Raw genomic sequence first — 22,944 nt, 5'->3', positions numbered from 1 at the left:
CCGTGCGCGCACGGGTGCGGTGTGGTGCCGGTGGTGTGCCGGTACGGCGGTCAGGCGGATATGCGTGCGGCGGCGGGGACGGTTTCGGTGTGGGTCCCGGCCAGCCCGTGGGCGCCGAGGAAGGCCAGCCAGCGGGCCGCCTCCCTGGGTGTTTCGGCGGCGCGGTTGAGGCCGGCGGGGAGGGCGCCGGCCAGGATGCGGGTGACGCCGTAGGCGACGGGGAGGGAGACGCAGCGGGCCATCGCCGATTCGGCGCCGTCGCCGGTGAGGTCGAGCAGCCGGGAGCCGCGCCAGCTCCCGCCCGACCTGGTGCGCAGTTCCAGGGAGACGGAGAGCACGACGCGGTCGCGGTCGGCGGGGGTGGTGGGGTGGCGGGCGGCCAGTTCGGCGGCGAGGGCGCGGACGGCTCCGGCGTCCCCGGCGGCGACGGTGTCGAAGACCTGCCGCCAGGCGGCGCGCCAGCCGGAGTTGCGCAGGGTGCCGCGTACGAAGGTGTCGAGGTGCCAGTAGTACGGGATGCCGTACTGGGCGACGAAGGGGAGGCTGTCCCGGTTGGGGTAGACCTCGAACTCCTCGCCGGCGAGGGTCAGGGTGCGGGTGGCCTCCCAGGGGCGCGGGGCGGTGGCCTCGGCTCCGTCGGCCACGTACCGGGCGGGGGTGCCGAGGGCGGCGAGGACCCCGTACGGGGCCCAGCTGAAGCGGTAGCGGAAGGGGCCCGGGTCCGCGGGGACGCCTCCGCAGTAGGAGGTGAACACGGCGGTCGCCGGGGAGGGGCCGACGGCCTCGCGAGCGCGGGCGACGAGGTCGTGGGCCATCAGGTGGTCGATGCCGGGGTCGAGTCCGGCTTCGGTGAGGACGACGGTACGGGCCCGCGCGGCGGCTTCCCGCGCCTGTTCGGCGAGCTCGGGGCCGGTGTAGCTGGTGCAGGCGAAGTGGGCGCCGCGGTCGGCCGCCAGGCGCACCAGCGCGGGGTGTTCGGCGGCCGGGAGCATGGAGACGAGTACGTCGCCCGCGCCGGTCTCCGCCGCCAGGGCGGCGGGGCCGAGGGCGCGGACCTCGGCGCGGCCCGCCAGGCCCAGGGCGGCCAGGCGGGCGGCGGCGCGTTCGGCGGTGCGGTCCCAGAGGACCACGCGGCGGGCGCGTTCGCAGACGAGGGAGAGGCCCGAGCGGCCGGTGGACAGGCCGGTGCCTATCCAGTGGACGGTGCCGGAGGCCGGCGCCGCGGGCTGCTGGTCAGTGGTCAAGGGGTGCCTCCTGGGCTTGCACGGCCGCCTCGAAGGTGTGCAGGGCGCGGGCCCAGACGCCGTCCCACTCGGCCAGCCGCAGCAGGTGCGGGGTGAGTTCGGCGGAGAAGGCGGTGGCGGCCTCCACGGGGAGGAGGGAGGGGAGGTTGTCGATGGCGATGAGGTCGAGGGGGCGTTCGCCCTCGCGGAGGGTGCGGACGGGCTCGGTCCAGGTGGTGGTCTCGTCGTAGACCGGCAGGACGTTGCAGTCGGAGGTGACGTCGCAGGTGACGTCGCTGACCAGGGAGAGCCGGCGTGCGGGGTCGTCGAGGTCGGCCTTGGTCAGGAACGGGGGCACGGGGGTGGTGGTCAGCACGGTGTTGACCAGCAGGTCGTGGGCGAGGAGGGCGGGGCGGTCGATGTTCCGGGTTTCGGCGAGGTCCCAGCGGGTGGGCTCCAGTCCGGCCCGGACGAGGGCGTCGCAGGCGCCGCGGCCGCAGCGGCCGAGGGCACCGATGACGAGGGCGGTGGTGGGGTCGGCGGGGTCGGCTCCGGACGCGAGGAGGGCGTCGAGGGCGGGGCGGTCGGTGGGGTGCAGGGGGGCGGTGAGGGCGCCGCGGTGGTGCAGGACGGCGAGGGCGGCGCCGACGTAGCCGGCCCAGTAGCCGAACGCGGCGACGCGGCGGCCGGCTTCGTCGGTGAGGTACTCCATGTCGAGCAGGGCTCCGCCGCCCGCGGTGAAGCGGCCGAGCAGTTCGCGGGCGCCGGCCTGCCCCTTGTAGGCGTGGCCGAAGTAGATGTGCCGGTGGCGCAGGGCGGGGGCGTCGGGTCCGGCGGGGAGTTCCTTGAGGCCGAGGACGTACGCGTCGTCGGGGGCCTGTTCGTGCCAGGAGGCGGTGGGGGCGGTGGCGCAGCCGACGGCGGTGTAGGCGGTGAGGGCGAAGGCGCGGCGGTCCGACTCCTCGACGGTGACGCGGACGCCGGCCGCGACGAGGCGGGCGGCGTCCCCGGGGGTGAGGGGGGCCCGGCGCTCGGTGGGGCGGGCCTCGTGACGCATCCAGAGGTGAAGGTTGTCCGACATGATGCGGTTCGTCCTGTCTGCAGGCATAGGGGTGACCGACCCCCGGCCTGATCGCGGTTGCGGGGGCTGCGTCGGCTTCCGTCGGGGACGGCCCGCGCGCTAGAGGAGCGGGATCCGTGCGTTCGCCAGCGGTCGGTAGGCGGGGGTCGCGGTGGTGCCCAAGCCTGCCGCGCGCAGTTCGGCGACGACGGCGCCGGCGAGCGCCGTGGCGAGCTCCGCACCCGGGCAGCGGTGGGCCGCCGCGCCAAACGTGAACACGGCCGGATTCACCCGTCCGAGCGACAGCGTGTGGGGGTCCGGGTTGACGGCGGGGTCGCGGTTGGCGGCGGCGAGGAGGACGAGCACCTGCTGTCCGGGCTCCACGGTGGAACCCCCGTACGTGAAGGCTTCGGCGGCGAAGCGGCGGGTGTTCTGGATCGGGGCGTCGTAGCGGACCACCTCGCGCACCAGGGCGCGGGTGTCGGCGCCGTCGGCGCCCCTGGCGAGGGCGACGAGGGTGTTGCCGATCAGCCCGGCGGTGGCGTCGTAGGTCTGGGAGAGGAACCCGATGGCGTTCGACAGCAACGGCCCCAGGTGCGCCCACCCCTCCCGCTCGGCGGCCGCGACCAGCTCCCGCAGCAGGCCCTGGCCTCCGGCGGGGTTCGGGGCCCCCGCCGGGGTGGCCCGGGCCTCCGCCAGGGCCGGGGACAGGAGGGCGCGCAGGCGGGTGGCGGCTGCCGAAGCCGCCGCGTACTGGTCCTCCGTAGCGCCTGCGGGGATGCACTGGACGAAGTCGCCGATCGCGCGGGCCGCCTCCCGGCCCGCCCCCTCGGTCAGGCCGCTCAGGTCGGCGACCACCCGCGCCGGGATCCCGAACATCAGCTCCTCGTACGGGACTTCGCCGCCCGCAGCCAGTACCTCGCGGGTGAGCCGGGCCGCCAGCGCGGCCGCGTACGCGGTGTCCGCGCGGGCCAGCGCCCCCGCCACGACCGCCTTGAGCCGGGCCGCCGGGGCGCCGTCCGTCATCCGTACCAGCTCGCCGAACACCTCCCCGGCGGGCGTACCCGCGATCCCGGCCGGGACCGGTTCCGCGACGGGCCGCACCCGCAGCGCGCCGCTGCCGAGCACCGCGCGCACCGCGGCCGCGTCGGCGGCGACCCAGGCCCCGAGCGCCTCGTCCCGGGCGAAGGGCCGCTCGGCCACCAGGCGCGCGTAGTAGGGGTACGGGTCGGCGAGCCGGACGGCCTCGACGGGACTGCTCACGGTGGTGGTGCCGCTCACTGGACAACTCCCCTTTTTGCGCCTGAACCGGCGCCGCTCTCGCGGACGTGGTCGCCCGCCGTTCTGGTTGCTCAATTGATGGTTGCGGTGATCTTCGATTTCCGGTGGCAACCGGCCGTACCCAGCTCAGGCGGCGGCCACGCGGGCGGCCCGGCGCATGTCCAGGGACCCCGCGATGGCCATCCTCAGCACCTCGGAGGTGCCCTCGTAGATCCGCAGCGAGCGGATCTGCCGGTACAGGCGCTCGGTGACCGAGCCCTCCACGATGCCCGCCGCGCCCAGGAGTTGCACCGCGCCGTCGACGACCCCCTGCGCGGCCTCGGTCGCGTGGACCTTGGCGATGTTGGAGTGCCGGGCGAACCGGCGGCTGCCCCGGTCGGTCTCCCAGGCGGCGCGCGCCACCAGCAGTGCGGCGGCGTTCAGCTGGACCTCCATGTCGGCGAGGGAGGCCTTGACCAGCTGGAGGTCGAAGAGCGTGGCCCCGTACGCCTCCCGGGCCAGCACGTGCGCGAGCGCCGTGTCGAAGGCCCGCCGGGCGAAACCGAGCGCGGCGGCCCCCACCGTGGTGCGGAACCGCTCCAGCAGGTCGACCGCGACCACGAACCCCTTCCCCGGCCGTCCGAGCACCGCGTCGGCCGGCAGCCGGCAGTCCTCGAAGGACAGGTGCGCGAAGGAGCGCGGGGCGATCGCGTCGATCCGCTCGGCGCGCAGCCCGGGGGTGCCGGCCGGCACCAGGAAGGCGGACAGGCCCAGCGGGCCCGGGCCCTGGCCGGTGCGGGCGATGACCACGAACACGTCGGCGATGGTCCCGTTGGCGATCCACGCCTTGCGGCCGTTCAGCACGTACGAGCCGTCGCCGTCCGCGTCGCGCACCGCCTCCAGCCCGACCGAGGCCACGTCCGACCCGGCCTCCTTCTCGGACACCGCGAAGGCCCCGATCAGCGTCCCGGCGGCCATCCCCGGCAGGTAGCGGCGGCGCTGCGCCTCGCTGCCGAAGCGCAGCAGCGGGGTCGCGGCCAGCGCCTGGATGGAGAACGCGAAGTCGGCCAGGTCCTCGGAGTACGCGAGGGCCTCGCGGCGCAGGCACACCGCGCGGAAGTCGTCCACGGGGGCGCCGCGCGGGTCGAGTTCGCTGAGCCAGCCCGCCGCGCCGAGGACGCGTACGAGGCGCCGCCCGGCGGCGTCGGGGTCGAGGGCGCGGATCTCCTCCCACAGCACCCGGTTGCTGTCGCACCAGGCGCCCGCCTCGGCGGCGAGGCGGCGGTGGGAGTCCTCGTAGAAGGGCAGGGCCAGGACCTCGGGGTCGAAACTCGTCGTCATCTCCATCGCCTCGCTCCTCAGATGACCAGGTCGGCGGGGGTGGCTGCGCGGACCTTCTTCACCAGGGCGTGCTCGATGAAGAAGGCGAAGGAGGCGTAGCCGCGCCAGATCCGGCGCCATTCGCGCTGGACGGCCTCCTCGCCGGACAGGTGGCGGACGTCGTCGAGGTAGGCGAGGACGATGTCGGCGGACTGGCGGGCGTGGCCCGCCGAGAAGTTGTCGATGGACAGGTGGGCCTCTTCGTAGGAGACGTCGAGGCCGTGGCGGCGGAGCTTCTGGATCTCGTGCAGCCGCATCGCGCCGAGGCCGAACATCTCGATGCCCAGGTTGTAGCCGAGGATCTCGTTGTAGAGGCTGTCGGGGAACAGCGACAGGCACAGCTGGTGGACGGAGAAGCCGTACAGGTGGTCGGGCAGGTCGCCCTGGTGCAGGAAGGCCTCCTGCCGGATGTGCGGCAGGTCCATGTCCATGCTGGCGAGGACCTTGTGGATGATCGTGATGTGGTTCTTGTCCATGTCGCCGCGGCCCATCTCGTCCGCGTAGATGGAGAAGAGCATGTCGTCGCTGCGCCGGCCGCGCCGTCCGAGGTTGCCGACGCGGTGCGCCCAGGCGCCGTCGATGAGGCTGCCGAGGGCGTACGTGGACTGCTCGAAGACGACCTCGTCGCGGGAGGGGATCTCGGTGAGCGGTTCGTACGGGTCCACGAGCTTGTCCCAGTAGATCCGCTCGACCCGCTCCAGCAGGGCCTCGGGCGTGTACGCGAACCAGGACGCGTCGGTGAGCAGCCCGGCGGCGCCGTGCTCGAAGAGCAGCTCGGCCTCGGCGAGTCCCTCCTCGGCGCGGGCGCGGGCGGCGGGCAGGACGGCGGGGTGGCGCTCGAAGTTGACGAGGCGGTGGAAGAACCGGCGGTGGTCGCGGGTGTCGGCGGGGCCGCCGGGCGCGTCGGGATCGCGGACGAGGAGCCCGGCGGGTTCGGCCGCGGCGAGGCGTTCGCTCCAGGCGTGGGCGGCTTCCTGTCCGGCGGTGGTGGGCACCAGGCCGGCGCCGGCGGGTTCGCCGTCGGCGACGGACCGCGCCCAGGCGGCGAGGACGGCCGCTTCCCGTTCGTCGAAGATGCCGAACATGGGGCCGCCGAACTTGATGGACTTCAGGAAGCGGCAGGGGCCTCCGTCGCGTGCGGGGCGGAGCTGGCGGGCGGTGCGGAACTCACGGACGAAGGCGGCGGCGTCGAGCTGCCCGTCGTCGAGCCAGTCGGTGAGCTTGCGGGTGCCCAGGCGCACGGCGCGGTGCTGGCGGCCTGCGTGCGGGGCGTGCCGTTCGACGATCCGCGCGACCTTGGCGTCGAGGGCCAGCCCGTCGTGCCAGGCGGCGAGTTCGGCGAGGGCGGCGGTGTGCTCGCGTTCCAGGCGTACGAGGAGGCGTACGGCGGCCAGTGCGCGGCGGCGGTCCTCGGTCCCGGTCGGTGACTGCCGGGTGTGGGAGAGGTAGGCGGCGAGGAGGGGGCGTACGTCGCTCTCGGTGAGCAGCGGTTCGCCGCCGAGCAGGAGTTCGTCGAGGCCGAGGGCGTGGGCGGCGTAGTGGACGCCGACGACCTCGGGGAGGAAGGAGGCGGGCAGCCGGGACAGGGCGAGCCGGAAGGCACCGTGCAGGGCGGTCAGGGGCAGGGCGCCGGCGTCGTCGAGGAAGGCGGCGGCCTCCACTCCGGGGAGGAAGACGCCCTGTCCGACCAGGGCCCGGCGGCGGCGGGCGGGCAGGCCGGCCTCGGCGGTGCCCTCGCCCTGGAGCCGCCAGTGCTGGCCGAAGAGGCGGCCGACGATCTCGGCGGGCTGGGTGGCGGCCTGGGAGAGGGTGTCGAGCCAGCAGCCGCCGGTGAGGGCGAGGGGGGCGCGCTGGCGCAGGACGGCGCCGCGCACCTCCGGGTCGGGGTGGGTGCGCAGCGGGGCGAGGACGGCCGCGAGCCCGTCGCGGGCGGCGAGGACCTCGGCGGCGACGGAGTCGGCGTCCTCGTCGGTGTCGGCGGCCTCCGCAGGGGTCAGGAAGGCGGTGAGGACCCGGCGGGCGGCGAGCAGGACGGCCTCGCTCTCCTGGTCGGAGATCAGGCGGCGGAACAGCTCGGCGGGCGGCGCGGCGGTGATCCGGGCGGCTTCGGCGGCTCCGGCCGGCGAGGCCTCGACGGGGCCGGCCGGGAGCGAGGTGGTCAGGTCGGGGAGGGTGAAGGCGGGGGCGTAGAAGCTCCGCGCCATGTCGAGGGAGGTCTCGTCGTCGGGGGTGATGGGCGCGCTCATGTCAGTGGTCCCCCAGCGGTGCGGCGTCGTCCGGTGCGGTGGCCGGCCCGGCGTCCGGTGCCGTGTGGTGGTGCGGGAGCTTGCGCAGCAGGACGCCGATCCGCACGCCCGGGACGCTGGACGCCAGCAGGTAGTGCCCGTGGGGCTTGAGGGCTCCGGCGGCGTCGCGGTCGACGAGGTTGATGAGCGGGTCGGCGGCGAAGCAGTGGCCGACGCGCGGGATGTTGTCGAGGAAGAGCTGCTCGCGGGTGAAGCCGGCCTGGCGTTCCTTGAGGACGACCAGGGGCTTGTAGAGGTTGGCGTGGAGCACGCCGTGGATGTCGCCGATCTTCATGCCCGCCTCGTCGAGGATCCGCTCGTTGACCTCGCGGGCGAGGTCGGAGCTGATCTCGTTGGACCAGTCGAGTCCTGCGGGGTCCTGGGCGCCTGCCCCGGCGACGATCTCGTACGCGTCGTCCCCGAGGGGTTCGGCGCTGACCAGGCAGGAGGCGGCGCCGTCGGTGAAGAGGGCGAAGTTCTCCATGCGGACGGCCTCGTCGGTGACCCGGTCCGCGGTGATGACCATGACCCGGCGGTGCATGCCGGAGGCCACGTACGCCTGGCCGGTGCGGATGCCGGCGAGGAGGTTGGCGCAACGGCCGAGGGTGAGGCCGGTGAAGGCGGCGGCGCCGAGGCCGGTGGCGGCCATGACGTTCTCGACGAACGCTCCGTGGGTGCGGGGTCCGCCGGGGAAGCGGGTGGAGCACAGGATGAGGCAGTCCACCTCCCCCGGGGAGACCCCCGCGCCGTGGAGGGTGGCGGCGGCGGTCTCGGCGGCGAGGGCCTCCAGGGTCTTGGCGGTCCGGTGGACCGTGCCCCAGCCCCACAGGTCGGCGCGGGGAGGCATCCCGAAGCCTCGGGCGCGTTCCAGCAGGCCCTCGACGGTGGTGTGGTCGGCCGCGGTCTCGCCGAGCACGTAGCGGGGCGCGGACAGGTGGACGGCGGGGGCCCCGGCCGGTGCGGGGCCGGAGGCGGAGGCGGAAGCGGACGCTGGGTCGGGTAACGCGTACGGAAGGCTCACGGTGCCGGTTCGCTCTCTGGGTCGGCGGACGGGGCGGGGGCGGCGGCCAGCAGGGCGTTGGCCTCGTCGTACGGGAGGGCGTCCGCGACGAAGCCGAAGGTGCCCGTCCCGGTGATCTCGCGGGCGGCGCGGGTGAGGGCGCCGAGGGCGGCGCGGGAGAGCGCGGAGCCGGTGCTGACGCGGCGTACGCCGAGGGCGCCGAGATCGGCCACGGACAGTTTCAGGGCGGCGGTCATCAGGACGTTGACGGGCCGTTCGACGGCGGCGCAGACGGCGCGGACGGCGTCGGCGTCCGGGAGCGCCGGGGCGTAGAGCACGTCGGCGCCGGCGGCCTCGTACGCCCGGAGGCGGCGGATGGTGTCGTCGAGGTCGGGGCGGCCCTGGAAGAAGTTCTCGGCGCGGGCGGTGACGGTGAAGGGGAAGTCCAGCCCCTTCACCGCCTCCACGGCGGCGGCGACCCGCTCGACGGCCTCTTCGAGGGGCCGTACGGGGTCCTCGTCGCGGCCGGTGGAGTCCTCGACGGAGCCGCCGACCAGGCCTGCCGCGGCGGCGAGGCGGATGGTCTCGGCGACGTCCTCGGGGCGCTCGCCGAAGCCGCTCTCCAGGTCGGCGGTGACGGGCAGGCCGGTGGCGTCGACGATGGCGGTGGCGTTGGCGAGGATCTCTGCGCGGCTGACCTGGTTGGCCCCGTCGGGGCGGCCGAGGCTGTGCGCGAGGCCGGCTCCGGTGGTGGCGAGGGCGGCGAAGCCGAAGGAGGCCAGGATGCGCGCGGTCCCCGCGTCCCAGGGGTTCGGGACGACGAAGGGGCCGGGCCCCTCGTGCAGGGCGCGGAAGGCGACGGCGCGCCGGAGCCGGGCGGCGGGGTCGGTGCTCGGGGTGCTGGTGGGGTGCATGGGGTTCCTCGCAGGGCCTCGTACGGGCTAGATCAGCTCAACGTACTCAGCGTCGGGGCGGGTTGCTCCGGTCGCCGCGGCGCGGGCCAGCGGGCGCAGGACGGAGGTGACGGCGTCGGGCCGGTCCTCGAAGTAGAAGTGGCCGCCGTCGGTCCAGTGCCGGTCGGGCGGTGCGGCGCACTCACGGGACCAGGCGTCGAGCGCGGCGGCGCTGACGTGCGGGTCCTCGGTGCCGTTGAGCAGGGTGACGGGGACTGCGAGGGGGGCGCCGGGCCGGTAGCGGTAGCCGGCGACCATCCGGAAGTCGGCCTTGAGGTGCGGCAGGAGGAGCTCCTGCACGGCCTCGTCCGCCATCACCTCGGGCGGCAGCCCGCCGAAGAAGCCGACGGCCTCGGTGAACGCGCGGCCCTCCAGCCGGGCCGCCTCGACCACGCGGGGGGTGGGCAGCAGGGAGGGGGCGCTGCAGCCGGAGACGACGAGCCCGGCGAAGCCGCGTACGCCGTCGAGGCGGCGGGCCACCTCGAAGGCGAGGGCGGCGCCGAAGCTGTGGCCGAAGAGGAGGAGCGGCCGGTCGTCGGTGGTGGCGGCGAGGGCGATGGCGGCGGCGGAGCCGTCGGCGAGCTCGGCGAGGGAAGCGGGGGCCGGTTCGCGGAAGCGGTGGCCGCGGCCGGGCGGGCAGACGGCGAAGACCTGCGCGTCGCCGCGCATCGCGGGCTGCCAGCCGAGGAAGGTCCGGGGGTTGCCGCCGGCGTGCGGGAAGCAGAAGACGCGGGCGGCGGGGTCGGGAACCGCGACGGTCTCGGAGGTCAGGAACCAGGGGGAGGCAACCACGAGGATCAGCCAGTCCTTTGCCGGTCGGTCAGTGGCGGGAGGTGATGCAGTGCAGTACGGGGCTCTGGGGGTGGGTCAGTTCCAGCCAACGTCGTCGGAGGAGGAGGGCGTCGGCGAGGGGGTGGTGGCCGGCTGCGGGTTGTTCCAGCCGACGTCACCGGCGTCACCGGCCACGACGTGCGGGTTCGCGTTGTTCCAGCCGACGTCGCCGAGGCGCAGGTGGCTGCCGGAGGCGGCGGAGAAGGCACCCTGGGTGGCGATGCCGGCGACCGTCGTACCCAGGCCGAGGGCGATGCCCGCGGTCGCGAGTACGACACGGCCGCGGATTCCCGAAACGCGGCCGGCCGGACGAGTCACCATGTGGTTCTTCCCCATTTTTCCCAGTCCCCTCAAGTCGTTTCGTCTTTGGCCATTCCAGGAACGCCAAACCGAGGCGGTTTCCGGCGGTGCTGATCTCCGGTGCGCCTTCTCGGTGTTCGTTCCTGCGGTGAGACCAAATCTCCCCTGCCGACTCGAGACCAGGTAGACCTACGATGGCTCCGGTTTCCGCATTGCGGGAACCCACGGGGTCTCAACCGCCGCAAATACCTGCATACCGGACAGAGGGGGGTGGCTAGTGGACGTAGTCAAATACGTCAAAACCGCACAAGGCGGTGCACCTGAGGGGCTGTACGCGGCTGCGGCGGGGGAACCGCAGGCGTTCTTGCGGGAACTCGCAACGCACCTCGGCCTGCTGGCGCAGGAGGCGGCGCAGCAGGCGGCGGCGCAGCAGGCGCCGGCCGCGGCCCTGGAGACCTGCGGCGAGGAGGTGGTAGGGCCGGGAGTCCGGTACCTGCACGGCCTGGGCAGCATCTCGACGGCGATCAACGACGCCCTCGCCTCGGTCCGGCGGGACATCCTCACCGCGCAGCCCGACGGGGCGCGCCCGAGCGCGGTGCTGAAGGACGCCCTGGAATCCGTACGGCGGCAGATCTCGGCGGGGATCGCCATGCGGACGCTGTATCAGCACACGACGAGATTCGACGAGGCGACGAAGGAATACGTCCGGACCGTCACCGAATACGGCGCCCAAGTGCGAACTCTTGAGGAATTCTTTGACCGCCTGATCATTGTGGATGACGTCGCCTTCATTTCGGCAAACGAGGACCGTACCACGGCGATCTCCATTACCGAACCGACCATCGTACGATTTCTCAGAGATACGTTCGACAAGGCCTGGGACCGGGCGAAACCCTTTCCCTTCGTCCCGCTGCACGCGGCGAAGGCGGCGGACGAGGTGGTCCCGGCCATCCGGGAGTCCATCAGCCGGCTGCTCGTGGAGGGCTACTCCGACAAGGCCATCGCACGTCGCATAGGGATCAGCGAGCGTTCCCTGCAGGCGCACATCGCGGCCATCAAACAGGACCTCGGGGCTTTGAACCGGCTCCAGCTCGGATACCTGCTCGGCCGCAACGAGGCGACCTACGTCCTTTGACGGCCCGTCAACCCGGAAGACGGCGGCGCCGTGTTCAGGCGCTGAGGGCGGTGATGTTGCCGTAGGAGGTGGTGGCCGTGATGTCCAGGACCTCGCCCTCGCCGGTGTTGCGCAGGGCGTTGCTGATCCGCCCGTAGGAGGTCCCGGCGTCCAGCGAAGCGGACACCCCGCGGGCGGCGCCGACGCTGATGTCACCGTGCTCGGTCCGCAGCGTCACCGTGCCGCCCGTGGCCTCCGCGATCGTCAGATCACCCTTCTGCGTACGGATGTCCGCCGAACCCCCCAGCCGGCCCACCGCGACATCACCCGCCGCAAGCACCAGCCGCACCCCCGCCGCCTCGTCGAGCTTGACCGTGCCGTGCGCGCTCTCCAGCGACACCACACCCAGCCGCCCCACACCCCGGAACTCGGCCGACGCCGTCTTCGCCTCGACACTCGACCCCGCCGGCAGCTGCACCGTCACCTCCACCGAACCCGAAGCCCCGAACACCTGGCTCTTCTTCGGCGCACTGATCCGCAGCACACCGTCCCGGAACTCGACGCTGGTCTCCTCCGCGGCCTTCACGTCACGGCTCTTCGACGCGTTCGCGGGCAGCACCTCCACCGTCGTGTCCACACGGTCGGCGGCAATGAAACGGATGTTCCCGGCCGGGACGTCCAGGACGGCGGTGATGGCGGCGGCGGTGGCGAACTTCTGCATGATGTCTCTTCCTTCGGACTGATGTCACTCGGCGTTTCCAACGACCTGAACGCTACGTCGCGTTCACAACCCGAGCAACACACCCATTGCGAAGAACCACCATCACCGCAGGTCACAGCCTCACAATCGTTGCACCAAAGCTAAATTCAACGCAACGAACACCACACCACCGTTGCAACAAGCGACGACTGAACGCTACGCCGCCGGAGGCGTGTCCTTGACGAACACGAGCCCGTCGCCGCCCTCCAGCCGTTCCGGGTCGAACGGCGCGTACCCGAACCAGGGCGATACACGGGGCGTGGGGCGGGCGCCGTCGAGCACCTCGGCCAGCTGCCGGGTGTCGACGAGGCACCTGTCCTCCGGGAGGGCGTACAGCAGCCCCTCCACGGTGTCCGGGGCCGGCTCGCCCACCCCCTGGTGCCGGATCGTGCCGAGGGCCGTGGCCACGAAGGCGTACTCGGCACCGAGGCGGGCGTCCACGAGCGCCCCGGCGCTCCACCACTCCAGGCGCTGCCCGCCCATCCGCATGGAGCTCATCTCGCGCTGGAGGTGGGCGTTGTGGGCGTGCACGAACACCGGGCCCCGCTCGGCGAGGGCGAGCAGGTTGCGCGCCATCATCCGGTCCCGCACCGCCACCAGCCGGGCGAGCCGGGCGGGCGTACGGTCGGCCATCCAGTGGTGGTAGCGCAGCAGGTCCGTGGCCGTCCGCGCGTACAGGCACGCCCGCTCCCACTCCTCCCGCGGGCCCGCCGCGATGAGCCGGGGCGCCTGCTCCTCCAACAACGCCGCCAAGTCGTCGGCGATCAGCCTCAGTCGGCCCGCCTCGCCCGACTGCCCGACGGACCGGGCCGGGTCCATCATGGCGGCGGGTTCGGTCCACTGCCCGTCGGTACCGAGCAGCCGGTCGAGGGTCTCGCGGGTACAGGGGAGCAGGCCGGCGTCCACCCGGGCGGCGAGGTACTCGTGCAGCCCGGTGAGGGCCTGCCGGGGGCTCGCGGCGGCGGTGATCTCCAAGGGGCCGTCGAAGCCGGCGAAGCGGACCTGTTCGGAGGCCGGCCGGCCCTCGTTGTGGGCGCGCATCCAGCGCACCAGCTCGCGGTTGGCGGCGGAGGCGCCCCAGCCGTGGCTGATGCCGTGCTCCACGACCTCGTCGAGGACGCCCGCGCCGGAGGTCACGTACTCGTCGACGGCCAGGCCCGTGAGACAGTCGCTCTCGATCGCGATGGTCCGGTAGCCCTCCTCCACGAGCTGCCGGAAGAGTTCGTTGCGCAGGCGGAGCAGGGTCTCCTCGCCGTGGGTGGGCTCGCCGAGGGCGAGCAGCCGGGGCCGGCGGGCAAGCAGCCGCAGGAGTGCGGCGGAATCGACGGAATGGACGGTTTCCTTGATGCGGTTCGCCATGCCTTCAACGCTATCGCTGAACTTTCGGTTGAAACTTTTTCGCTCCTAGGGCCCTCTATCCTCGTCTTCCATGGGCCAGAACCTTAAAACCTCTGGGCAGCTGAGGCCGATCGACCTGGCACGCGCGCACGGCCTGTCCACCCAGGCGGTCAGGAACTACGAGGAGGCCGGCATCCTCCCGGCCGCCGCCCGCACGGCCAGCGGCTACCGTGCCTACACCCCCCTGCACGCGGCCGCTCTGCGGGCGTTCCTGGCCCTGCTGCCCGGGCACGGCCACCCGACGGCGACGGCGGTCATGCGGGCGGTGAACGGGGGCGCGGCGGACGAGGCCTTCCGGCTCATCGACGAGAGCCACGCCCAGCTCCTCGACGACCGCCGGACCCTGCGGGCCGTGGAGACGGCCCTCCGCGACCTGGCCCCCACCCCGCCCCCGGAGCCGGGCGGCACGTTCATCGGCCCGCTGGCGGCGAAGCTCGGTATCCGGCCCGCGACCCTGCGCAAGTGGGAGCAGGCGGGGCTGCTGCACCCGCACCGGGACCCCCGCACCGGCTACCGCGTCTACGACGAGGCGGCCGTCCGCGACGCCCACCTCGCCCACCAACTCCGCCGGGGCGGCTACCTGCTGGAGCAGATCGCCCCACTGATCGCCCAGGTCCGCACGGCCGGCGGCCTGGCCCCCCTGGAGTCCGCCCTGCACGACTGGCACACCCGCCTGTCCACCCGAGCCCGCGCCCTCCTGACGGGCGCCGCCGCCCTGGACACCTACCTCCGCGAACGGGACTGACCGGACGGGCCGGGCCGGCTACTTCAGTGCTGCCGTCGGGTGCGCAGCGGGGCGGGGTCGGCGGCGGGAGACCGCTACGCCCGCGAGGCAGATCGCGCCGCCCAGGAGGGTCAGCCAGCCCGGGACTTCGTCCAGGAGGGCCCAGGCGATGACGATGACCACGGCCGGTACCGCGTAGGTCGTGGCGCCCATCTTTCCGGCGGTGGTCTTGGAGAGGGCGTACGTCCAGGTGGTGAAGGCGAGGGCGGTCGGGAAGAGGCCCAGGTAGAGCATGTTGAGGGTGGCGGACAGGGGTGCTTCGGGGAGCTGGTGCAGGAGCTGGCCGGCGAAGGGCAGGGTGCAGGCGGTGCCGACGAAGCAGCCGTACGTGGTCACCTGGAGCGGGTTCGCGTACCGCAGCGCGGGCTTCTGCGAGACCACCCCGGCGCCGTAGGCGAGCGCGGCGACCAGGCAGAGCAGCACACCGGTGAGGGACGAGGTGCCGCCCTTCGAGGTGGACATCCCCACGACGACGGCCCCCGCGAAGGAGACGCCCATCCCGACGAGCAGCATCGGTGGGAAGCCCTCCTTCAGCATCCAGCCGCTGAGCAGGGCGATGACGATGGGCCCGATGTTGACCACCATGGCGGCGGTGCCGGCGTCGACCCCCTGCTCGCCCCAGTTCAGCGCCACCATGTACAGCCCGAACCACAGCACCCCGGAGGCCAGGATCCCGGGCCACGCCTGGCGCGGCGGCAGCGGTGTGCGCTTGACCAGCAGGACGGCGCCCAGCGCGAGGGAGGCCGTCAGGAGCCTGCCCAGGGCGAGCGCTCCGGGGCCGAAGTGCTCCGCGGAGGCGCGGATGGAGACGAAGGCGGAGGCCCACATCACGACGGTGACGACGGCTGCCGCGAGGGCACGTTGATCGAGACTGGTTCGGGAGGCACCGGCCGTTTGATCCATGCCGGCCAACGTACCGACGGGCAATGACGCTGCCTAGGTCGTCTCGGGCCTTCCGGCCAGGCCGCAAGCGGGGCGTCACAAGGCCGTCAGCAGCCGCTCAGCGAGCGGTCAGCGGGCGGTCAGAACGGCCCGCAGGCGCTCCGCGTAGGCCCGGGGGTGGCTGGTGTTGCCGTTGTGCCCGCCCGGGAAGACCCGTATCTCCGAGCCCGTCAGATCCGCCAGCGCGTGGGCGCACGCGACGTCGAAGACGGTGGACGGCGTGGTGGTTCCGACGGCCGGCAGGACGCGGGTCGTGGTCGCGGCCACGGCGGCCGGGTCGAGGGTGTCCTGGAGGATCGCGGAGAAGTCGTGCTCGATGAAGTAGGCGAAATTGGCGCGGCGCGTCTCGCTCATCGGCTGCGGGGTGAGGCCCGGTTCGCAGTCCTTGCCGCTGGTGTCTATGCCGAGCACCCGGGCGGCTTCCCGGGCGGCCGCGGGCAGCCCGTACTTCCGGAAGAGGTGCTGGATCTCGACGAGCTCCGCCTCGTGCCGCTCGCGGTCGGCGGCGTCCGGCAGCAGGCGGGGGGCGACCGGCTCGTGGGCGACGAGGGTGGAGATCTGCCCCGGGTGTGCGGCGGCCACGTGCAGGCCGATGACGGCGCCGAGGCTGCACCCGAGCATCAGGGCCGGCTCGTCGGTGACGGCGGCCAGCAGCCGGTGGACGTCGTCGGCGTGTTCGGCGAGCGAGGTGGTCCGGCCGGGCTGCTCCAGGCGGCTGCGGGACAGGCCCCGGCGGTCGTAGGTCAGGACGGTGAAGGTGTCGGTGAGGTGCGGGACCATGTCCACGGTGCGGTCCGCGTCGCCCTCGCCGCTCTGCGAGATGAGCAACAGCGGCCCGGAGACCTGGAGTTGGTAGTGGAGGGTGGCACCGGGAACGGCGAGACCGGGCATGACGCTCTCCTTCGACTGGTCGGGCCTTCGGCGACTGGTTCTTCGTTCGTCGCCCTGCAATCAAGGTAGTCCATCCGTTTCGATGCATCAAGAGCGATGGATCGATTTCGATGGATCGATGCTGATGTACTTTGGACCGGTGGATGGAATCGAACTGTTCCTGCTCGGCCGCGCCCTGATGAAGCTCGGCGAGGAGGCCCTGCCCGAACCCCCCGGCGGGTCCGGGCAGTACGCCGGCGGCACCCGCTCCGTGGTGATCGTCGCCGGGGACATCGCGGCGCACCCGGACACCACCGTCGGCGAGACGGCGCAGCGCACGGGGCTGCCGCAGAGCCAGGTCTCGGGCGCCGTGGCCCGGCTGCGCGAGGCGGGATCGGTGGAGACGGCCCCCGACCCCGCCGACCGCCGCCGGACGCTGGTGCGCCAGTCCCCCACGGCCTCCGCGCGCGTGGCCGCCGTACGGGCCGCCGGCAGCTCCAAGGTCGAGGAGGCCCTCGCCCGCGCCCTGGGCGAGGCCGGCTCCGAGCGGCTGCCCGAGGTGACGCAGGCGCTGGAGGTCCTCGCCCGGCACCTCGCGGTACGCGGCGACGCGTCCACGGCCTGAGAACGAGCCGGCCGGGACGGCCGGGACGGCGTCAGCGCGCCGTGAAGGAAGCCAGGTCCTCCGCCACCGCCCGCACCACGGCCGCGTGCTGCTCGGCCAGGTAGAAGTGCCCGCCGGGGAAACGGCGGAAGCCGAACCCGCCCCCTGCCACGTCCCGCCAGGCCATCGCCTCGGCCACGTCCGCCCGCGGGTCGGACTCCCCGCAGAGCACGCTGACGGGCGTGCGCAGCGGCGGTCCCGGCTCGTGCCGCCAGGTCTCGACCGCCCGGTAGTCGCTGCGCAGCGCCGGCAGGATCAGTGCCCGGAACTCCGGGTCGGCCAGCAGCTCGGGATCGGTCCCGGAGAGGGCCTGCACCCGGGCGAGGAGGGTGTCGTCGTCCCCGGCGTGGAGTTGCTCCTCCTCCCGGTCGAGCAGCGGCGACCGCCGCCCGGAGACGATCAGGCCGCGCGGAGTCCCGCCGGCCGCCTCCAGGCGCCTTGCCAGCTCGTACGCGAGCACCGCGCCCATGCTGTGCCCGAACAGCACGACGGGCCGGCCGCGCCACGGCTCCAGCGCCGCCTCCACCCCGTCGGCCAGCCCGGCGATGGTGTCCGGGATCGGCTCCCCGAGCCGCTCCTGACGCCCGGGGTACTGGACGGTGAGCACCTCGGCGTGGGCGGCCAGATCGCGGGAGAGCGGGAAGTAGAAGGAGGCGCTGCCGCCCGCGTGCGGGAGGACGACGAGGACCGGCACGGGGCTCCCCGGTCGCACCGCCGGCGGGTGGAAGCGGCGGATCCAGGGGCTCTCGCCGACGGCGCCGTTCACCGCGCCTCCCCGGAGCCGTCGTTCAGCAGGAGCTTCTTCTGCGGCTTGCCCATGGCGTTGCGCGGGATGGCGGGGACGAAGCGGACCTCGCGGGGGCGCTTGTGCACCGAGAGGTGGGCGGCGACGAAGTCGGCGAGTTCGGGGCCGGTGACCCCTTCGGCGACGACGAAGGCGACGATCCGCTGTCCGAGGTCCGCGTCCGGGACGCCGACGACGGCCGCTTCGGCCACCTTGGGGTGGTCCAGCAGGGCGTTCTCGATCTCGCCCGCGCCGATGCGGTAGCCGCCGGACTTGATCATGTCGATGGAGGCCCGGCCGACGATGCGGTGGACCCCGTCCGCCGGGTCGACGGCGGCGATGTCGCCCGTACGGAACCACCCGTCCTCGGTGTACGCCGCCGCGGTCGCCTCGGGGCGGCCCAGGTAGCCGGAGAACAGCGTGGGCCCGGTGAGCTGGAGTTCGCCGATCTCGGCGCCCGGCTCGGCGGCGATCCGGGTCCGGATGCCGGGGAGCGGCGTGCCGACGGTGCCGGGACGGACCTCGCCGCCCGCGCGGCCGCTGACGGTGATCAGGGTCTCGGTCATCCCGTAGCGCTCGACGGGGCGGTGGCCGGTGAGGCGCTCCAGGTCCCGGAAGACGGGTGCGGGCAGGGCGGCGCTGCCGGAGACGAGGAGGCGGGCACCGGACAGCGCGGCCGCGTGCTCCGGTTCGGCGGCGATGCGGGACCACACGGTCGGCACCCCGAAGTAGAGGCTGCCGCGGGCGGCGGCGTACGCCTGCGGGGTCGGGCGGCCGGTGTGCACGAGGCGGCTTCCGGTGCGCAGGGCGCCGAGCACGCCGAGCACCAGGCCGTGTACGTGGAACAGCGGGAGCCCGTGCACCAGGGTGTCCTCGGCGGTCCACTGCCAGGCTCCGGCGAGGGCGTCGAGGTCGGCGGCGAGGGCGGCGGCGGTCAGGACGACGCCCTTGGGCGGGCCGGTGGTGCCGGAGGTGTACAGCACCAGGGCGGGATCTGCGGGTCCCGCGGCGGGGGCGGGCGCCGAGGCCCTCCGGGCGAAGTCGACGGGGACCTCGACGGCACCGGAGTCGCGCAGGACGTGCTCGCGTTCGGCGGGGCCGGCGTCGGGGGGCAGCGGTACGAAGGGCACCCCGGCGAGGAGCCCGCCGACGACCGCGGCGACGGTCTCCAGGGAGGCGGTCGCCGTCACGGCGAAGGCGGGGGCTCCGGCTAGGTCGGCGGCCACGGCCCCCGCCGCGCCGAGCAGTTCCTCGTACGAGGCGGTACGGCCGGCGACGCGTACGGCGTCCGCGCGGTCGCCGTACGTCCCGTCAAGCGCGGTCAGCACGCGGCAACTCCCTGTAGATGGCGGACCCCCAGGCTACGCCGCCGCCCCGGGTTCACTCCTCGGGGTTCTCCCGGTCCTTGACCGCCGCGACGGCCTCGCGGCGGGCGCGGCGGACTTCGAGGGTGAGGGAGACGGTCGTACCGATCAGGGTGAGGACGTCGGCGGCGACGGAGAGGAGGTCGGTCATGGTGGTCGGGCCCTTCGGCGTCGGGCCGCGGGGTGCGGCCGGTCAGCGCACCATCCGGGGGGAGTTGGGTTGTCCGGACCCTCCGGGCGGAACATCGCAGATAGGTTGCGGACGAAGGGCCACTTGTCCCGGACGGACCGGACAACGGCACGGCGGGCACGGCGGGCACGGCGGGCACAGCACGGCAGGCACAGCACGGCAGGCACAGCAGGGGGTACCTCGTTGGCGGGAACGGACAAGCCCAAGGGCCGGCCCTGGAAGGAGATCCGGCCGGTGAACGCGGGCGCGGGCAGGCTGGCCGCGTTCCTGCGCGCGCAGGTGGACGGTTCCGGCAAGACCCTGGCCGTCCTGGCGGAGGAGATCAGCTACTCCAAGTCGCAGGTCAGCTCGCTACTCAGCGGGCGGATCCCGCCGCAGCGGTTCGTCGCCTCACTGATCGACGCCACGGTCCCGCCGCCGATGCGCGAACGCCGGCGGAGCGAGGCGGACGCCCTGCTGTACGAGGCGGTGCACCCGCCCCGCGCGGCGAAGCCGACGGCCCGGGCGGCCGGTGCGGCGGTGGTGGACCTGGCGGCCGTGCAGGCGCAGCAGATCGAGACCTACGACCGGCTCACGCGCGCTCTGGAACAGCAGGCGGAGCTGCGCCAGACCGCCGAGAACTCCGCACGGCTGATCTGGATCCTGCTCGGCATGATCCACAGGCTGAACGACCGGGTCGGCGCGCTCGGCCGGAAGCGCGACCAGTCCGCCGTCCGGGACAAACTGGCGCGGGCCCGGTCCCAGCAGGCCAAGGCCGAGAGCGAGCTGGGCCGGGCCGAGGAGAAGAAGCGGCAGGCCGAAGCCCTGGCCGGGCGCCTTCAGGAGCAGATCGCCGCGCTGACGGAGGAACTGGAGCGCCTGCGCGGCCAGAGCGGTGGCCCCGCCCCGGCGGACGGCCTCCCCGACCTGGCCCCGCCCACCCCGCCGGCCACCTCCCCCGACCCCGAGGGCGACGACTTCGACACGGCCCTCGCCCGGGCGACGGCGATCAACGACACCGACGGGGACACGGTCCATCGCATCACCACCGAACTCGGCGAACCCGCGCCCGCCATTGTCCCGGACAACCCCTCCACCAGCCCGGACACCCCGAACGAGTCGGCGCGTGAACTCCGCGCCGAGGCCGAAGCCGCGCAGGAGGACGGCGACTTCGTAGCGGCGGCCCGCCTCTACGCCCGGCTGACCGAGGCCTCGGCCGGCCATCTGGGCCCCGACCACCCGGAAACCCTCCGCAGCCGGCGCGAGCATGCCCACTGCGTGGCCGAGGCGGGCGAACCCGCCACCGCACGCGACCTCACGGCCGCACTCGTCTCCGACCAGACCCGCGTCCTCGGCGCCGACCACGCCGACACCCTGCGCAGCCGCTACGAGCTCGCCTACTACACCTGCGAAGCGAGCGACTTCGCCACCGCGCGGGACCTCATGGCCGCGCTCCTGCCGGACGAGGCACGTGTGCGGGGCGCCGACCACCGCAGGACGCTGACCAGCCGCTACGCGCACGCCTACTACACCGGCATGGCCGGCGCACCCACCACGGCGAAAGCCCTGTACGAGGTGCTCCTCCAGGACCAGACCCGGATCCTCGGAGCCAAGCACCCGGACACCCTCAACAGCCGTTACGAACACGCGCACTTCACCGGCGAGGCAGGCGCACCCGCCACCGCGCGCCGCCTGCTGGCCGCACTGGTCCCCGACCGCGAACGCGTCCTGGGACCCGGCCACCCCCACACCCTCGTCAGCCGCTTCCTGCACGCCTACTACACGGCAAGGGCCGGCGACGCCGCCACCGCACGCGACCTCTTCGCCGCCCTCGTCTCCTACGAGACCCGCCTCCTAGGCGCCGACCACCCCGACACGCTCCTCAGCCGTCGGCACCACGCCCGCAACACGGCGAAGGCCGGAGATCCCGCCGCGGCGCGCGACCTCTACGAGGGGCTCGCACGCGACCAGGCCCGCGTCCTCGGACCCGACCACCGCCGCACCCTGGTCAGCCGCTACGAGCACGCCCGGAGCACCGCGAAGGCGGGCGACCCCGTCACCGCTCACGATCTGATGACCAGGCTCTTGGCCGATCTCGAACGCGCGCTCGGCGCCGACCACCCCGACACCGTCACCGGTCGCGAGCAGCTCGCCGAGCTGAGGCGACGGGCCGCGGAAGCCGGCAGCGCCCCGGCCTGACGGGCGGACGACAGCGGGTCCGCGCCCCTGGCCGGGGGCGCGGACCCGACGGCAGTGAGGGGGCCGAACACCCCCCTAGATCACGCCCTGGACCAGCATCGCGTCCGCCACGCGTTCGAAGCCGGCGATGTTGGCGCCCGTGACGTAGTCGCCCGGGGCGTCGTAGCGGGCGGCCGTTTCGTACGCGACCTCGTGGATCGAGCTCATGATGGCGGCCAGTTCCGACTCGACCCGGTCCCGGGTCCAGGCGGTGCGGCCCGCGTTCTGGGCCATCTCCAGGGCGCTGACCGCGACGCCGCCCGCGTTGGCGGCCTTGCCCGGGCCGAAGGCGACGCCCGCCGCCTGGAAGAGGTGGACCGCCTCGGGGGTGCTGGGCATGTTGGCACCCTCCGAGACGGCCTTGACGCCGTTCCCGATGAGGGCGCGCGCGTCCTCGGCGCCCAGTTCGTTCTGGGTCGCGGACGGGAAGGCGACGTCGGCCGGGACCTCCCAGACGCGGCCGCCGGGCACGAAGCGGGCCGAGGGGCCGCGCCGGGCGGCGTACTCGCTGACGCGGCCCCGCTCGACCTCCTTGATCTGGCGCAGCAGGGCGAGGTCGATGCCCTTGTCGTCGACCACGTAGCCCTGCGAGTCGGAGCAGGTCAGCGGGTTGGCGCCGAGCTGCTGGAGCTTCTCGACGGTGTACAGGGCGACGTTGCCGGAGCCGGAGACCACGGCCGTCAGGCCGTCCAGGGACTCGCCGCGGACCTTCAGCATCTCGGCGGCGAACAGGACGCTGCCGTAGCCGGTGGCTTCGGGCCGGATCGCGGAGCCGCCCCAGCCCTGGCCCTTGCCGGTGAGGACTCCGGCCTCCCAGCGGTTGGTGATGCGCCGGTACTGGCCGAACAGGTAGCCGATCTCGCGGCCGCCGACGCCGATGTCGCCGGCCGGGACGTCGGTGTGCTCGCCGATGTGGCGGTGCAGCTCGGTCATGAAGGACTGGCAGAAGCGCATGACCTCGGCGTCGGAGCGGCCGTGCGGGTCGAAGTCGCTGCCGCCCTTGCCGCCGCCGATGCCCAGCCCGGTCAGCGCGTTCTTGAAGATCTGCTCGAAGCCGAGGAACTTCACCACGCCGATGTCCACGGACGGGTGGAAGCGCAGGCCGCCCTTGTACGGGCCGAGCGCGCTGTTGAACTCCACCCGGTAGCCGCGGTTGACGTGGACGTGTCCGTGGTCGTCCGTCCACGGCACGCGGAAGATGATCTGCCGTTCCGGTTCCACGAGCCGTTCCACGAGTCCGGCCTCGGCGTACTCGGGGCGTGCCGCGAACACGGGGGCCAGGGTGTCCAGGACTTCCCGTACGGCCTGGTGGAACTCGGGCTGGGCGGGGTTGCGGCGCTCGATGTCGGACCGCAGTGCGTCCAGCCTGTGCTTCGGGTCGGTCAAGGTCTGATTCCTCTCCGGCGTTCCGGCGGGCGTGCGGGCCCAGCGGGAGGGTACCGCGCGCCGGGGGTGCTCCCGGAATAGGTCATCCGGCCTGCGCGGCAGGGGCGTTGGGCCTGTGCGATGCCACGGGAAGTGGCCTGGGTACGACCGTAGGATCAGCTGGGTATGGCCCGCATCAG

Annotated in this window: 21 protein-coding genes; 4 read left to right on the top strand and 17 right to left on the bottom strand. The window is 73.7% G+C overall.

Annotation, left to right across the window (positions count from 1 at the left end):
• Positions 1-50 precede the first annotated feature (50 nt).
• The 9 genes from OG553_RS38120 to OG553_RS38080 all read right to left on the bottom strand — a co-directional run bounded on the left by OG553_RS38120 (position 51) and on the right by OG553_RS38080 (position 10,313).
• Positions 51-1,244 (bottom strand): saccharopine dehydrogenase C-terminal domain-containing protein, encoded by a 1,194-nt coding sequence (locus OG553_RS38120; protein WP_331719264.1) that lies wholly within the window; start codon positions 1,242-1,244, stop codon positions 51-53.
• Positions 1,234-2,304 carry a saccharopine dehydrogenase gene (locus OG553_RS38115; protein WP_331719263.1) on the bottom strand — a complete coding sequence of 357 codons (1,071 nt, stop codon included), beginning with the start codon at positions 2,302-2,304 and terminating at the stop codon, positions 1,234-1,236. The genes OG553_RS38120 and OG553_RS38115 overlap by 11 nt, the downstream gene beginning before the upstream one ends.
• A gap of 99 nt (positions 2,305-2,403) precedes the next feature.
• Positions 2,404-3,564 carry a cytochrome P450 gene (locus tag OG553_RS38110; RefSeq protein WP_331719262.1) on the bottom strand — a complete coding sequence of 387 codons (1,161 nt, stop codon included), beginning with the start codon at positions 3,562-3,564 and terminating at the stop codon, positions 2,404-2,406.
• Positions 3,565-3,690: 126 nt separating this feature from the next.
• Positions 3,691-4,884 (bottom strand): acyl-CoA dehydrogenase family protein, encoded by a 1,194-nt coding sequence (locus tag OG553_RS38105; protein ID WP_405983279.1) that lies wholly within the window; start codon positions 4,882-4,884, stop codon positions 3,691-3,693.
• Between the two features lie 17 nt (positions 4,885-4,901).
• On the bottom strand, positions 4,902-7,169 hold the full coding sequence (locus tag OG553_RS38100; protein WP_331719260.1) for an iron-containing redox enzyme family protein: 2,268 nt from the start codon (positions 7,167-7,169) through the stop codon (positions 4,902-4,904).
• A gap of 1 nt (position 7,170) precedes the next feature.
• A complete protein-coding gene (locus tag OG553_RS38095; RefSeq protein ID WP_331719259.1) occupies positions 7,171-8,229 on the bottom strand; it encodes a 3-oxoacyl-ACP synthase in 1,059 nt (352 codons plus the stop codon).
• On the bottom strand, positions 8,226-9,122 hold the full coding sequence (locus tag OG553_RS38090) for an isocitrate lyase/phosphoenolpyruvate mutase family protein (RefSeq protein WP_331719258.1): 897 nt from the start codon (positions 9,120-9,122) through the stop codon (positions 8,226-8,228). Before OG553_RS38090 ends, OG553_RS38095 begins: the two co-directional genes overlap by 4 nt.
• Before the next feature lie 27 nt (positions 9,123-9,149).
• Positions 9,150-9,953: an alpha/beta fold hydrolase gene (locus OG553_RS38085; protein ID WP_331719257.1), complete on the bottom strand. Its 804-nt coding sequence runs from the start codon at positions 9,951-9,953 to the stop codon at positions 9,150-9,152.
• Positions 9,954-10,028: 75 nt separating this feature from the next.
• Positions 10,029-10,313, bottom strand: a complete 285-nt coding sequence (locus OG553_RS38080; RefSeq protein ID WP_405983270.1) for a hypothetical protein — start codon at positions 10,311-10,313, stop codon at positions 10,029-10,031.
• 256 nt (positions 10,314-10,569) lie between these two features.
• Here OG553_RS38080 and OG553_RS38075 point away from each other — a divergent pair, with 256 nt between their 5' ends.
• Positions 10,570-11,427 (top strand): helix-turn-helix transcriptional regulator, encoded by an 858-nt coding sequence (locus OG553_RS38075; protein ID WP_331719255.1) that lies wholly within the window; start codon positions 10,570-10,572, stop codon positions 11,425-11,427.
• A gap of 34 nt (positions 11,428-11,461) precedes the next feature.
• On the opposite strand, the gene OG553_RS38070 is transcribed toward OG553_RS38075, so the two are convergent.
• Positions 11,462-12,127, bottom strand: coding sequence for a DUF4097 family beta strand repeat-containing protein (locus OG553_RS38070; protein ID WP_331719254.1), 666 nt, complete (start codon positions 12,125-12,127; stop codon positions 11,462-11,464).
• 195 nt (positions 12,128-12,322) lie between these two features.
• Positions 12,323-13,525 (bottom strand): erythromycin esterase family protein, encoded by a 1,203-nt coding sequence (locus tag OG553_RS38065; protein ID WP_331719253.1) that lies wholly within the window; start codon positions 13,523-13,525, stop codon positions 12,323-12,325.
• A 70-nt stretch (positions 13,526-13,595) separates the two neighbouring features.
• Between OG553_RS38065 and OG553_RS38060 the strand changes: the two genes are divergently transcribed.
• On the top strand, positions 13,596-14,309 hold the full coding sequence (locus OG553_RS38060; RefSeq protein WP_331719252.1) for a TioE family transcriptional regulator: 714 nt from the start codon (positions 13,596-13,598) through the stop codon (positions 14,307-14,309).
• A gap of 18 nt (positions 14,310-14,327) precedes the next feature.
• Here the strand turns inward: OG553_RS38060 and OG553_RS38055 are convergent, their stop codons facing one another.
• Together OG553_RS38055 and OG553_RS38050 are read right to left on the bottom strand one after the other, a co-directional pair.
• Complete coding sequence (locus OG553_RS38055; RefSeq protein WP_331719251.1) at positions 14,328-15,251, bottom strand: DMT family transporter; 924 nt, start codon at positions 15,249-15,251, stop codon at positions 14,328-14,330.
• A gap of 108 nt (positions 15,252-15,359) precedes the next feature.
• Complete coding sequence (locus tag OG553_RS38050; protein ID WP_331719250.1) at positions 15,360-16,181, bottom strand: alpha/beta hydrolase; 822 nt, start codon at positions 16,179-16,181, stop codon at positions 15,360-15,362.
• Positions 16,182-16,299: 118 nt separating this feature from the next.
• Here OG553_RS38050 and OG553_RS38045 point away from each other — a divergent pair, with 118 nt between their 5' ends.
• Positions 16,300-16,785 (top strand): MarR family transcriptional regulator, encoded by a 486-nt coding sequence (locus OG553_RS38045; protein ID WP_331719384.1) that lies wholly within the window; start codon positions 16,300-16,302, stop codon positions 16,783-16,785.
• 31 nt (positions 16,786-16,816) lie between these two features.
• Here OG553_RS38045 and OG553_RS38040 read toward each other — a convergent pair whose 3' ends face one another.
• Genes OG553_RS38040 through OG553_RS38030 form a run of 3 tightly spaced genes read right to left on the bottom strand, consistent with a single transcriptional unit; the run spans position 16,817 to position 19,123 of the window.
• Positions 16,817-17,590: an alpha/beta fold hydrolase gene (locus tag OG553_RS38040; protein WP_331719249.1), complete on the bottom strand. Its 774-nt coding sequence runs from the start codon at positions 17,588-17,590 to the stop codon at positions 16,817-16,819.
• Positions 17,587-18,936, bottom strand: a complete 1,350-nt coding sequence (locus OG553_RS38035; RefSeq protein WP_331719248.1) for an AMP-binding protein — start codon at positions 18,934-18,936, stop codon at positions 17,587-17,589. The genes OG553_RS38040 and OG553_RS38035 overlap by 4 nt, the downstream gene beginning before the upstream one ends.
• Before the next feature lie 52 nt (positions 18,937-18,988).
• Positions 18,989-19,123 (bottom strand): hypothetical protein, encoded by a 135-nt coding sequence (locus OG553_RS38030; protein WP_331719247.1) that lies wholly within the window; start codon positions 19,121-19,123, stop codon positions 18,989-18,991.
• Between the two features lie 222 nt (positions 19,124-19,345).
• Here OG553_RS38030 and OG553_RS38025 point away from each other — a divergent pair, with 222 nt between their 5' ends.
• Positions 19,346-21,340 carry a helix-turn-helix domain-containing protein gene (locus OG553_RS38025; protein ID WP_331719246.1) on the top strand — a complete coding sequence of 665 codons (1,995 nt, stop codon included), beginning with the start codon at positions 19,346-19,348 and terminating at the stop codon, positions 21,338-21,340.
• A gap of 75 nt (positions 21,341-21,415) precedes the next feature.
• On the opposite strand, the gene gdhA is transcribed toward OG553_RS38025, so the two are convergent.
• Positions 21,416-22,765: an NADP-specific glutamate dehydrogenase gene (gdhA, locus tag OG553_RS38020; protein ID WP_331719245.1), complete on the bottom strand. Its 1,350-nt coding sequence runs from the start codon at positions 22,763-22,765 to the stop codon at positions 21,416-21,418.
• Between the last annotated feature and the right edge of the window lie 179 nt (positions 22,766-22,944).

It is taken from the genome of Streptomyces sp. NBC_00158 (assembly GCF_045160885.1).
Taxonomy (GTDB): domain Bacteria; phylum Actinomycetota; class Actinomycetes; order Streptomycetales; family Streptomycetaceae; genus Streptomyces.
This window is presented reverse-complemented; position numbering and strand designations above follow the sequence as displayed.